The organism is Rhizobium moroccans (assembly GCF_057559155.1).
The window spans coordinates 32,133-44,716 of the sequence record NZ_JBHFJG010000048.1 but is presented as its reverse complement, the minus strand read 5'-3'; the positions used below and the strand labels follow the sequence as shown (position 1 = coordinate 44,716).

The following is a 12,584-nucleotide window of genomic DNA, read 5'->3' as shown; positions in this document are numbered from 1 at the left end:
CATTAGACGCCGACAGCGCGAAGAATGGCGACCGAGGCGACGCCGAGCGCCACCGAAACGAGCATCGGCAGGCGGAATGCCGCAAAAGCAGTCACCGCGCAGGCAAGCGTTTCGGCAATTCCGGTGGCGAAGGCCGTGGGCGCCACCACCGCCATCAATACGGCGGGCGGGATCGATTCGATCGCCTTGCGGCGGCTGCCTTCGAGCGACACATGGCGGATGAGGAAAAGGCCGCTCACGCGGGTGAGCATGGTGGCGACAGCCATGGCGAGGATCGCGAGAAGCGTGGCGAAATCGAGCGTCATGGCGTCACCTCCGCCCGGCGGCTGCCGCTCACGAGCGCCGTCAGCAGGCCGGCCAGCGCACCGGCGGCGATATACCAGACGCCGGGCACGAAATGCTGCGTGACGACGGCGGCGGCACCGCTCGCGAGCAGGACCGCGCCCGTCTCCGGTCCTTTCCAGAAACCGATGACCAGCACGATGAAGACGGCCGGAAAGGCGAAGTCGAGGCCGAGCACCACCGGATCGCCGAGGAAGGCGCCGAGCGTTGCCCCGGCAAGGGCGGAAAGCACCCAGGCAAGATAGAAGGGAGCGACGAGACCCGCAAACCACGCAGGCGTGAGACGAGCCACCCCGGCGCGGAACTCCGCCATGGCCCATATCTCGTCGGCGAGGAACAGCATGGCGAGATAGCGGGAACGCGGGCCGAAGGCTTCCATTTTCGTCGCCAGCGAAGCGCTCATCAGCACGTGGCGGATGTTGACCAGGAGTGCGGCAAAACCCACTCCCGTCCAGGAGGCCGGATGGGTCCAGATATCCATGGCCACGAATTGCGAACCGCCGGCAAACACCAGCGCGCTCATGAGGCCGGTTTCCAGCGGCGAAAGCGCCTTGGTGGCAGCGAGCGCGCCGAAGACGAGCCCGATCGGGATGACGGCGGCGATCAGCGGCGCAATCGCCCGCATGCCACCGAGGAATTCTTGTCTTATATGTCTACTCACGTCAAAGCCTTGATTTCCAGAATGCACCAGCCCCCTCACCCGACGGGAGAGGCAAGTAGAAGGCTCGCAACCTATCCGCTTCCTCCAAGCGGGAGAAGGTGGCGCCGACACCCTCCCCTTGAGGGGGAGGTGAAACGTTCCTCGCAAACTCCCCCAAACCGGTAGGCTGATCTCCAATCGAGCAAGGGTGATAGATCGCATCGGAGGGTGCGTCTTGAACGAAAGTGACGTGGGAGTGACCCCGGCTATCCGGCGCGATACTGGCCGGGCGTCAGCCCCGTGCGCGCCTTGAAGTGGCGGGTGAAATGCGGCTGGTCGGCGAAGCCGCATTCGAGCGCGACTTCGGCCGGAGGCGCTCCGCCGCCCAGCATTCGCCGCGCCTTGCGGATGCGGATATCGGTGAGGAAGGCATGCGGGGTGATGTGGAATTCCTTGCGGAAGGCGCGGATGAGATGCGCGCGGCTGAGTCCCGCGACGGCGGCAAGCTCCTCCAACCCGATGTCGGACGCATAGTTCTCCATCAGGTAATCGCGTGCCCGGCGGATGGCCGAACGCTCCGAAGTATCGACCGGAACGATGATGGAGCTGCCGTGCCGCTGGAACATGGCCGCCAGCACCATATACATGCCCTGGCCGGTCTCGAGCGCTCCCGCCCCCTCTTCCAGCATCCGGTGGGCTTTCAGGAAGGCATCGGCAAGCGGCTGGTCGTGCAGGATCTGCCTGCCGAAGGCGGGCGTGCCATGGAAGGAGCGGCCGGTGACCTCCTCCAGGATTTCCCGGAAGAGCGCCATATCGGGATAGATCATCCGATAGCGGTAACCGCCGCCGGCGGGTGCCCCGTCATGGATCTCGCCCGGATTGATGAGATAGAGATCGCCGGGTCCGGAATTCTCGCGGGCGCCGCGGATGGTGGCAATCTGGCTGCCGCTCTCGATCGCTCCGATGCTGAGCGTATCATGCGCGTGCGGGGCGAATTCATGCGTCAGGAAGGTCGCTGTCAGGCATTCCATGCCGTGGAAACGGCGGTCACGCCAGAAGCGGGTCTTTTCCGCTCGCGCAAGCGGCATGAAATCGGCGGCCTGTTCCTGAGAGACGTTCTGCATGAAGGCAGCATAGCACGACGGCGCTGCCGCCTCTTGAACAAAAGTGACGGACAAGCCGGATCAAGCGATCCGGCGCGCCGCCACCCGCCCCATGGGGTGCAGGGAATGCACGAGGAAGGGCGCGCCCGGCTCCTCCTCCACGAAGAGCGCCAGATTGGCGATCTCCACCGGCCTCGTCAGCAACGGATCGAAATGCCCCCGCAGGGCCCGCTCGAAGCGCGGTATGTCGGCGCCGGAAAGAGGCCCGGTCAAGGCCATGTGGAAACGGAACTCATCCATGACATGCGGATCGCCCCAGCGATGCAGGTTGGTGAACTGCGAAGCGGAGAGGCTGTCCGGATCGCAGCATTCCATCTCTACCTCGGTCAGTGGCGCGCGGAACACGTCGAATTCCTGGACAATGGCCGCCGCCAGGAAATGCATGGCGGTACTTGGCATGACGGGGGCGAGCCCGAAGAAATTGCCGAGCCGCGCAACCTCCAGCTTCGGCAGTTCGAACGGACGATGGCTGCCGGCAAAGCGCATGAGGTGGCGAAGCAACGCCGGCTCCGTGACGCCGGGCGCCAGACGGAACGGCGCCTTCAGCATGGCGTGGAAGCCATAGCGGCGAGGCAGCGCGGTATTGAAGGCCACGTCGTGTAGGCCGATGTCGCGGATCGGCGGCGGCTCGACGGCCTCGCCCGAAAAGGCGTTACGGCCAAGCCACTCGGCCGCGGCGACCGCGAGCGGATCGTGAACCGGAGGCGTGAAATGAATGGCATAGCGCATGCGTCAACTTCCCGTGCTTCCTTCCGCAACTCTGTATTTCACGCATTGCTCATCAATCCTGCGAAGGGAGGTACGTGATTTGCGTGACAGATTGACGACGGAAAGTTGCGATTTGCGCGCCTAGCGGGAAGCGGCAGCGAGATGATTTTCCAGGGAAAATGACAGGGGAAGTCCCGTATCGCGGCCCTTAACGGCGGAAAGCGCGGCATCCGCAAGCCGGTGCGCCAGCCCGAAGCTCACCTTGAAGCCGCCGGTGAGCGCGATCACTTGGCGGTGATCGGGATGCGGCCCGACCATGGGGTCGCGGCCGATCGCCTTCGGGCGCAGTCCCGCCCAGCGCTCGACCACCGGCGCATCCTTAAGTGCCGGCGATAGCGCCCGCGCGCGGTCGAGAAGCTCGTCGAGCCTGGCATCCGTGCCGGTTTCGCTTTCGAACGCATCCTCGCTGGTGCTTCCGACCGCGACGAGGCCCCCTTCATGCGGGACGATATAGAGCCCGCCGAGAAAGACGACCGGCAGGGAGGGATCGATGTCGGCTTTCAGGAGCGCCGCCTGCCCCTTGACCGGATGGCCGATGCGGCGCGGCAGCGATGGCCCGAGCGCTTCGATGAGCGGAAACGACCGATGTCCCGCTGCCACCATGCAGGAGCCGAAGGCGAGGCTTTCGCCACCATGGAAAAGCACCCTGTTCGAAGCGGCATCGATCCGCTCCACCGCGAGCCCCTCCACCACGCGGGCATGGCTTGCCGTCTTGAGGAAGCCAGCAAGCGCCGAAATCAGCGCGCGCGGAGACACGCGGGCAGCAAGCGTGTCGTGAACGAGCCCGGCCTCCGCAAAGGCCGGATCGACCCAAGACGGATCGGAAGGACGGTCGAGCACATGCCAGAAGAAGCGGCGATCATCCCGCTGCCAATGGGCCTCGGCATCCGCCGAATGGCCGAGCGCGATCTCCCGCAAATGCGGCTTCGGCAGCGGGATCAGCCGCCCGGAGCGGCGATAGCCGCAGGCAATGCCGGTCGCGGCCTCGATCTTCGCGATCTCGTCCTCAAGCGAAAGCAGCGCATCGAACTGGAATTGCTTCTTCTCGTTCCACTTGTCCGGCATGTGCGGCATCAGCGCGCCGAGTAGCCCGCCGCTCGCCCCCTGCCCCAGCCGGCCCGCCTCCACGATAAGCGTATCGATGCCGAGCCGTTCGGCCATAACAGCCGCCCAGAGGCCCATGATGCCGCCGCCGATAATGACGAGATCGGCCGATCGCGGCAGGGATCGAGATTGACCGGCAAGACCGGCAGGATTATCCGCATGTCCCATGAGAGACCGTGATCCCGATATTGCGACGAATGAGGCCGAAAACCCTGGCTCGCCAAAGCTCGACTGGCATGAGGGCGATATGCCCTATTCGCCGGAATTTGGCGATCACTTTTATTGCCGCACCGACGGACGGCTGGAATGCGGCCATGTCTTCCTCGCCGGAAACGGCCTGCCGGAACGGTGGGCACAAGACCGGTCACCGGGTGGAGACTTCCTGATCGGCGAACTCGGTTTCGGCACCGGGCTCAACTTCTGCGAGACCTGGCGGCAATGGAAGCAGTTCCGCGATCCCGGCGTCCGCCTGCATTTCATGTCCTTCGAGCTCTACCCGATGGGTCGGCAGGATATCGGCCGCGCGCTCTCGCACTGGCCGGAGATCGATGCGGAAAGGGCGGTGCTGGTTGCCGCCTGGCCGGAAACGCCTTCCGGCATAGTCGAGATCGAGGCGGACGGGCAGACCAGGCTCTCGGTCGTCTGCGGGCCGGCGCTCGAAGGCGTTTCGGCCGCACTCTCCGGTTTCGACGCCTGGTATCTCGACGGCTTCGCGCCCTCACGCAATCCGGACATGTGGTCGCCCGAGCTGATGCGGACCATCCATGACAAGACGAGGCCCGGCGGCACGTTCGGCACCTATGCGGCGGCCGGCTTCGTGCGCCGCAACCTGCAGGCGGCGGGTTTCATCGTGGAGCGCCGTCCGGGCTTTGCCGGCAAGCGCGAAATGCTGTGCGGGAAGAAATCGGGGTAACCGTCGTCAAGACCGCCGACGCGCGGAAGCCTTGACGACGGCTTGAGGTTCAGCTCGACCGAACGATATCCCGGTCAAGCCGGTGGATTTCGCGCTGAATCTGCTGATAGTTCCGATCCGGGATCACTCCGTCATGCCGGTCGGCCACCGCAACCGCCTGGGCGCGGATATTCGCCTCCTCATGCCTGACCGGCCTGGACGCTACGGTACTCAGCCTATCGATCCTGCGGTCATCGGCACGCAGCTCCGACAATATATGCGTGAGCCTCGGTCTTTCGGCCATGCCCTGGTGGATGCCCGAGGTCGCCATGGCAGACGGATGCGGCATCGGCGGATTGAGCGCATCCGCATGCGGGTCTGCGCCCACATAGTAGTCGTTGGAATCATTATCGGTCCCGACACCGGCGGCATAAGCGCCGCCAATGACGGACGATAGCATGAGAACGGAAAGAGTGGCTGTCTTGATGAAACGGCGCATGGCGCGTCTCCTCCAAATACGGAAGCAGGCTTCCGGCAAGCTGTCTCATGCTGTCGCGTCGCGGCGATCGCCGCCGGCAGCATTCAGCTCACGGGAAAATCTACGGCCGGCCGCCGGGCCTGTCATGTTAAAGTAAAATAATGTTCCAGCGGCCGATTTTGCCCCACTAAGGCCGGATTTCGGGAGGTGCGGAACGGGAACTACAAATCAAATCCCAGCGCGCGGAATTTCGGCTCAACAGCCGGCCAATCCGTTTGCGGCATGAATGTCAGCCCGTGCCGGATGGCGTCCCGCCACCCCTCTCCCCTGTCTATCGCCTCTTCGATCGCAGCGGCCAGGCTATTGCCCATGTTGGCGAGCGGAAGCGCTTCGAAGAGGATTGCGGCTTGCGCCAGATCCTTCTGCCGTTTTGCGAGGCCTTGGGCATCGTTCGGCCGCCGACCCGCAACGATGAGCTTGTGAACGGCATATCGCGCGGGATCGGGCACGATCACCGGAACACCGCTCTTGTGCAGCAGAATCGACCGGACGGGCTCATAGATCAGGAAATCGAGAAAACGAAGCGGATCGGCTGCGGCACCTCCCAGAGCAGGCATTTCCGCCGGTTTGTCCGCATATTCATCGCTTCCCCGGTTCGTCGTCAAAAATTCAATTCTGTAGCCGCTCGAATTGCGGAAAGCCGTCGAGCGCGGCGAACCGGACAGATGGGGGACGGCTTTGAACGTGGAATCGATAGATTGAAGGATTTCGCCTATGGGCGGGAGACTATCCCCGACCTCGGAAGAAATGGCGTAATCCTGCGCGATATCCGCATCGCCCGTCAAAACCGAGGCCATCGGCAGGCGAACGCCCAGATAGGCCGCGTATGTCTGGAAAGCGACCGTTCCAACGAGGCAGGCTCGCAGTCGAAAAAGACCGGCATTCCCCAAAGCCTCGACCAGATCACCGGTAAATGAATCCGGAGCGACCAAGCCCGCATCGCGCGTCAGCGTCGAGACGATTTTCCGGCGCGCGCGGGCATCATCTTTTACGGCCTTGAAGTCTTCGACGCGGCGCGAGATTTCGGGGTCGTCCGCAGGTCCGACATAGCGCCGGGATTGCCTGCCATTTTCGCCGGGTGTATCGAAGTACCAGTAGCGGCGGTCTTTGACCGTGACAGGTACGAACCGGCCGTTGGTCGGGAAATCGACCAGGAATGAAGCATCGAGCAGACGTTGACCAAGCTCTGCCGTCATGGTCCTGTAGACGAGGTCGATCTGCTTCATCGGCACCACCTGCCCAGTTATACTAATTTTGCGAAAATAGTATAACGTCGGTCTCACATTGGCAATGGGACCCGCGAAAGCGCCCCACGCCTGTTACAGCAGAGCTGACTTCGCGACGTCGCCGATCCAGTTGCGGATCTTCGTCTCCAGCGCCTCTGGGCTGATGGGCTTGGAAAGATAATCGTCCATGCCGGCCTGGAAGCAGAGCTCCCGATCGCTTTCCAGCGCATGCGCCGTCACGCCGATGATCGGCACATGGGCGCCGGCCTGCCTCTCCAGCTCGCGGATTCTTTGGGTCGCCTGATGACCGTTCATCACCGGCATCGAGACATCCATGATGATGACGGCAGGATCGTGCCTCTGCCATGCGTCCACGGCCTCGGCGCCGTTCTTGACGATCATGAAATTCCAGCCGGTCGCCTGCAGTATTTGCGTGAAGACGATCTGGTTGACGTCGTTGTCCTCTGCGACCAGCACGTCCAGCGCCGACACCGCCTTCACGGGCGGGGTCGAATGCGCGCCGCCTGGCTGTGGCCCGGTCGCCGCAGGCAGCGCGGGCGGAGCCTGCACCGGGGCACGACGTGTCGCGCGCACCGAACGCACCACATCGATGATCGTGCTGCGCAGAAGGTTGGCGCGCGCCGGCTTCATGAGATGGGCCTGGATGTTGAGCGCGGCGAAGGCGCTGTCGTCACCCGCCATGTCCATGGAGGTGAGAAAGACGATGCCGACGCCATCGAACCGGCTGTCGCGACGAACATGGCCCGCTGCCTCCATGCCGTTCATTTCCGGCATGTGATAGTCGAGCACGATGGCATCGATCACGAAGCCGAGCTTCGCCGCCTCGTTGAGGATAGCGAGCCCTTCGGCGCCTCCCTCGGCGGCGAAGGTATCGAAGCCCCACATGCCGAGCTGCTCGGTGAGGATGCGGCGATTGACCGGATTGTCGTCGATGACGAGGATGCGCGCGCCGCTGGTATTGATCGGCAGGAGCGCCGGGCTGCTACGTTCGCTGACCACCTCGAACGGCAGATGCACGGTGAAGACCGAGCCGCGCCCGACCTCGCTTTCCACCTCTATCCTGCCGCCGAAGAGTTCGACCAGGCCGGCGGTGATCGCAAGGCCGAGGCCGGTGCCTTCGTGGCGGCGGGTCGAGGAGGAATCGACCTGGGAGAATTTATCGAAGACCGATTGCAGCTTGTCATCCGGGATGCCGAGGCCGGTATCCTCGATGCGGATCGCCAGCATCACTCCGCCCGGCCCATGCTGCTCGGAGTGGAGATCGATGAAGACATGGCCCTTTTCGGTGAACTTCACCGCATTGCCGACCAGATTGGTGACGATCTGCCGGAAGCGGCCGGCATCGCCCATCACGGTATCGCGGACCGAAGCGTCGCCGCGCACGATGAGCTCGATATCCTTTTCCGCGGCGGAAGAGGAGAGCAGCGTCGCCACGTCCTCGATCGCCTCGACGGGATCGAAGGGCGCCTTCCTGAGCTTCATCTGCCCGGCATCGATCTTGGAGAAATCCAGGATGTCGTTGATGATGGTGAGCAGCGCATTGCCGGACTTGACGATGATGTCGACGAAGGTCTTCTGCCGCGTATCGAGGTTCGATTTGGAGAGAAGCTCCGCCATGCCGAGCACGCCGTTCATCGGCGTACGGATCTCGTGGCTCATATTGGCAAGGAATTCCGATTTCGCGCGGTCGGCCGCCTCGGCCCGGTGAAGCAGGCGCGTAAGGTCGGCCTCGCGGTCCTTCATCTCGGTGACGTCGGTGAAGACCGCCAGCCAATGATCGCTGCCGGTGAGATTAGCCTCCACCTGAAGCCAGCGCTTGCCTTCGACATGCAGGGCGGCCGAGACCGGCTTGCCGAGCGCGACGCTCTCTTCCCAGGCCCTCAGCGTCGTCATGGCCTCGTCGGAGGTGCCGAGATCCCCGCGCCTGGCGGCCAGGCGGAAAATCTCCCGCCATGAAGCGCCGGGCACCGTCATCTCCGCCGGTATCTGCAGCATGCGCGACAGCGCATCGTTGGAGAAGATGATCTCACCGTCATGCAGGATCAGGAGACCCTGCGACATGGCGCTTGTGGCATCGCGCATCAGCGCGCCGTGGCGTTCGAGAGCCGCGCGGGCCTCCTGGACCTCCTCGTCGCGCTTGCGCGCGGCGGTGATGTCCATGTAGCTCAGAAGCATCTTTCCGCCGGTAAGCCGCGTGCCGGAAACGAGGATCACGCGGCCCTTGCGGCTGGTCACCTCGATCGGCGGCTTTTCCTCGCGATCCGTCAGCGCCGCGATGCGCCGCTCGTAGATCTCCTCGAAGGAAAGCGCCGAATCGGCATAGATGCCGTGGTCGAAGTTGACCTTCAGGAAATCGCGGTAGGAGCGCCCCGTCAGCTCGAACTGCTCGCCGGCATCCCAGAAGCCGTAGAAAGCCGGATTGGCGTATTCGAATGTGAAGTCCTCATCGAGGATGGCGACGCCGACCGGCATGGCCTGCAGCATCGTCTGCAGATCCTGGCGCAGCTTGTCGGCCTTTTCCATGGCCTCCTTGATGGGCGTGATATCGGTGATCGAACCGACGATATGCGGTTCGCCGTCCGCCGCGACGATCCTCTTCTGGCGCGTGATGACGGGCACGACGCGGCCGTCCGGAAACGACTTTTCTTCCGTCTTCTCGCTCAGCTCTCCATCGGCCAGAAGCCGGTCGTTTTCCTCCAGTGCACGCTCCGCGCGCCCGGGAAACATTTCCCGCTCGGTCTTGCCGAGGATATCCTCGCGCCTGACCTCGTACATCTTCTCGTAGGCGCCGTTGGCGAAGGCGAGCCGCTGACGGCTGTCGCGCATGAAGACGGCGACCGGCAGGTCCTCCAGCATCGCGCGCAGAAGCTCCGCCTCGCCGAGCGCGCGGCGCAGCGCCATTTCCTGGTCCTTGAATTCCGTCACGTCGTGGCGGATGGCGATCAGCGCGCCGCTATCGTGCCGCTTGTTGATGCTGCGCATCCAGCGGCCGTCGGACAGTTGCTTGACCTTTTCCGCATAAGGCAGGTCGAACCGCTTCAGCCGTTCCGCCACCCAGACGTCGCGATCAGGGTTGTCCCGCACGAAACGGACGGGAGATTCGCGCCGCTTCCTGTCATAGGCAAACCCCAGGATTTCGGCAAGGTTGATCCCCGGCTGCAATTCAACATGGGACGTGAAGTGGTTGATGAGCTCGGCATTGCTGTAGACCAGCGCATTGTCGGCGTCATAGATGCCGATACCCATCTCGAGCATGTCGAGGGCATCGTGAAGCAGGGCGCTGTCCAGCACGCCGATGCCGCCGTTCGCGGCAGCGATCGCGGTCGATGGACCGGCAGCCTCGGCCGCGTTCCTCTCGATTGCGTGGAAGGTCCCGAAGAGGAATGTCCGGTCGTCCTCCGAAAGGAAGCGCTCGATATGGATTTCATGGAGCAGGACGCCCGAATGGTCGAAGCGTCGGGCCACCTCCTCGGTGCCGAAGACGATCGAGCGGCATTCCTTTTCCTTGCGCTCCGGGTCCTCCTCCTTGCCCGCAAGATCACGGCTCTGCGTGCCGGCAAACTCCTCCACGGCGCGGCCGAACAGGCGTGCGTAAGCTTCGTTGACCGCAACGTAATTGAGCGCGCTATCCTTGATGAAGGCGGGTTCCGGCAGGTCGTTGATCCGCTCGCAGGCCGTCTTCAGCAGTTCGCTTTCCGTCTCCAACGGTTCCCCCACTTCATCGCGCCGCCTCCACGCTCACACGATTCGGTTTGTCCTCCAACCGAGGGATAACATCACGATTAGGGTTAACAACGCGTTGCCGCCAGCCGGCGATTTTGAAAGGGGCCGCATCTTCGCAGTTGCGAAACATTCACTTGACTTTTCTGCGAAAAACCACCACATGGGTGCCAAGCTTTCACCTTCCGGCCGCCGCGTGAGCTGCCCCGCGTCACCCCAAGATCGCGAAGAAGGAACAAGGCGCATATTGAAGAAGCCCTCTCGGAGTTGAGGGTCACAGCGCTGGAAAGTTTGTTTCCAACTCACAAGTTCCCACTTCACGCGGGGTTCTTGACGCCAGAAGCAGCCGACATGGCATGGTGCCGTGCCGGCGCATATGCTTTTGGCGCCCCCGAAAGGTATTCGACTTGACGAATTTTGAATCTCTTGGCGTGTCCAAGCAGATCGTCGCCACGCTCACTGGGCTTGGCATCGAAACGCCGACGCCGATCCAGGCGCAGGCAATCCCCCTCCTCCTCGAAGGCCGTGACCTGATCGGTCTGGCCCAGACCGGCACCGGCAAGACCGCCGCGTTCGGCCTGCCGCTGATCGAGCGTCTTCTCGCGGAAAACATCCGCCCGGACAACCGCACCACGCGGTCGCTGATCCTGGCGCCGACGCGCGAGCTGGTGAACCAGATCGCCGCCAACCTGAAGAACTTCATCAAGGGCAAGCCCCTCAAGATCAACCTGGTCGTCGGCGGCGTGTCGATCAACAAGCAGCAGCAGCAGCTCGAAAAGGGCACCGACATTCTCGTCGCGACCCCCGGCCGCCTGCTCGACCTCATCGCCCGTCGCGCCATCTCGCTGACGACGGTGCGCTTCCTCGTGCTCGATGAAGCCGACCAGATGCTCGACCTCGGCTTCGTGCACGATCTGCGCAAGATCGCCAAGATGGTGCCGAAGCGCCGCCAGACCATGCTGTTTTCGGCCACCATGCCGAAGGCTATCGCAGATCTCGCAGCCGACTTCCTCACCGATCCGGTGAAGGTGGAAGTCACTCCTCCGGGCAAGGCTGCCGACAAGGTCGAGCAGTATGTCCACTTCGTCGGCGGCAAGGGCGACAAGACCGAGCTCCTGAAGACCTCGCTGACCGCCAATCCGGACGGCCGCGCCATCGTCTTCATGCGCACCAAGCACACGGCCGAGAAGCTGATGAAGCATCTCGACCACATCGGTTACTCGGTCGCCTCGATCCACGGCAACAAGAGCCAGGGCCAGCGCGAGCGGGCGCTCAAGGGCTTCCGTGACGGCGAGATCAAGACCCTGATCGCCACCGACGTCGCCGCCCGCGGCATCGACATCCCGGCCGTCAGCCACGTCTACAACTACGACCTGCCGGAAGTGCCGGACGCCTATGTTCACCGCATCGGCCGCACGGCCCGCGCCGGCCGCGACGGCATCGCCATCGCATTCTGCGCGCCGGACGAAACGGCCCTCCTGCGCGATATCGAAAAGCTCATGGGCATCGAGATCGCCACGGCCTCGGGTGAACGCCCGGAAGGCATGAGCCGCCCCGTTCGCGGTAACAACAACCGCGGCGCCAACAATCGTGGCGGCAATGGCAACGGCCAGGGTCGCGGACGCGGCAATGGCGGCGAACGTTCAGGCGGCGAAGGTCGCCCCGAGCGTCGCGAACGCCCGGCCCGCAAGCCGTTCTTCGCAACCGATGGCGCCGAGGGTGGCGCCCGTTCGGAAGAGCGGCGCGAGCGTCCCAACGGCGAACGCCGCCATGGCGACCGTCCGAACCGCGACAACCGCCGCAACGAGGACTTCCGCGGCCAGCGCCGCGGCGAGGAAGCCCCGCGCTCCGAAGCCGACAACGATCTGGCTACGACCTCCGATTTCCGTCCGGCCAAGAAGCAGTTCGGCCCCCAGGGTGGACGCGGCAAGGGCAACGGCCAGGGTCAAGGTCAGGGCAAGCGCGAGCACGCTGCCCATGGTGCTCACGAAGCCGGCAACCAGCGCAAGGCGCACGAGGGCGGTCACGGCCGCCCCGCCCAGAAGCAGGGTGAAAATCGCGGTCCGGTGAGGTTCGGCAACGACAACCGCGGTGGCGGCCAGCAGGGCCGCAAGCGCCGTCCGGCTTGATAGACCGGGCTACCCATCCAATTGAAAAGCCGCCCCCCCCC

Annotated in this window: 10 protein-coding genes; 2 read left to right on the top strand and 8 right to left on the bottom strand. The window is 63.8% G+C overall.

Annotated elements, in window-relative coordinates; translation table 11 throughout:
• Positions 1 to 2 precede the first annotated feature (2 nt).
• The 5 genes from ACE04I_RS22885 to ACE04I_RS22865 form a co-directional block, all read right to left on the bottom strand.
• The gene (locus tag ACE04I_RS22885) at positions 3 to 305 is read right to left on the bottom strand and encodes an AzlD family protein (RefSeq protein WP_046794436.1); all 303 of its coding nucleotides are present in this window, start codon (positions 303 to 305) and stop codon (positions 3 to 5) included.
• Positions 302 to 967 (bottom strand): AzlC family ABC transporter permease, encoded by a 666-nt coding sequence (locus ACE04I_RS22880; RefSeq protein ID WP_046794437.1) that lies wholly within the window; start codon positions 965 to 967, stop codon positions 302 to 304. Before ACE04I_RS22880 ends, ACE04I_RS22885 begins: the two co-directional genes overlap by 4 nt.
• Before the next feature lie 281 nt (positions 968 to 1,248).
• On the bottom strand, positions 1,249 to 2,106 hold the full coding sequence (locus tag ACE04I_RS22875; RefSeq protein WP_046794438.1) for an AraC family transcriptional regulator: 858 nt from the start codon (positions 2,104 to 2,106) through the stop codon (positions 1,249 to 1,251).
• Between the two features lie 60 nt (positions 2,107 to 2,166).
• Positions 2,167 to 2,874, bottom strand: coding sequence for a DUF1045 domain-containing protein (locus ACE04I_RS22870; RefSeq protein WP_046794439.1), 708 nt, complete (start codon positions 2,872 to 2,874; stop codon positions 2,167 to 2,169).
• Positions 2,875 to 2,994: 120 nt separating this feature from the next.
• On the bottom strand, positions 2,995 to 4,185 hold the full coding sequence (locus ACE04I_RS22865; RefSeq protein ID WP_046794440.1) for an NAD(P)/FAD-dependent oxidoreductase: 1,191 nt from the start codon (positions 4,183 to 4,185) through the stop codon (positions 2,995 to 2,997).
• On the opposite strand from ACE04I_RS22865, the gene mnmC2 reads away from it, so the two are divergent.
• Positions 4,184 to 4,930, top strand: coding sequence for a tRNA (5-methylaminomethyl-2-thiouridine)(34)-methyltransferase MnmC2 (gene mnmC2, locus ACE04I_RS22860; protein ID WP_046794441.1), 747 nt, complete (start codon positions 4,184 to 4,186; stop codon positions 4,928 to 4,930). The genes ACE04I_RS22865 and mnmC2 overlap by 2 nt on opposite strands.
• Before the next feature lie 49 nt (positions 4,931 to 4,979).
• Here mnmC2 and ACE04I_RS22855 read toward each other — a convergent pair whose 3' ends face one another.
• From ACE04I_RS22855 to ACE04I_RS22845, 3 genes are all read right to left on the bottom strand, one after another.
• Entirely contained in the window at positions 4,980 to 5,408 is a 429-nt protein-coding gene (locus ACE04I_RS22855; protein WP_046794442.1) for a hypothetical protein, read from the bottom strand.
• 200 nt (positions 5,409 to 5,608) lie between these two features.
• Positions 5,609 to 6,673, bottom strand: coding sequence for a nucleotidyltransferase family protein (locus tag ACE04I_RS22850; protein WP_046794443.1), 1,065 nt, complete (start codon positions 6,671 to 6,673; stop codon positions 5,609 to 5,611).
• A gap of 93 nt (positions 6,674 to 6,766) precedes the next feature.
• Complete coding sequence (locus ACE04I_RS22845) at positions 6,767 to 10,399, bottom strand: PAS domain-containing hybrid sensor histidine kinase/response regulator (RefSeq protein ID WP_046794444.1); 3,633 nt, start codon at positions 10,397 to 10,399, stop codon at positions 6,767 to 6,769.
• A 422-nt stretch (positions 10,400 to 10,821) separates the two neighbouring features.
• Here ACE04I_RS22845 and ACE04I_RS22840 point away from each other — a divergent pair, with 422 nt between their 5' ends.
• Positions 10,822 to 12,543, top strand: coding sequence for a DEAD/DEAH box helicase (locus tag ACE04I_RS22840; RefSeq protein ID WP_046794445.1), 1,722 nt, complete (start codon positions 10,822 to 10,824; stop codon positions 12,541 to 12,543).
• The last annotated feature ends 41 nt before the right edge of the window (positions 12,544 to 12,584 follow it).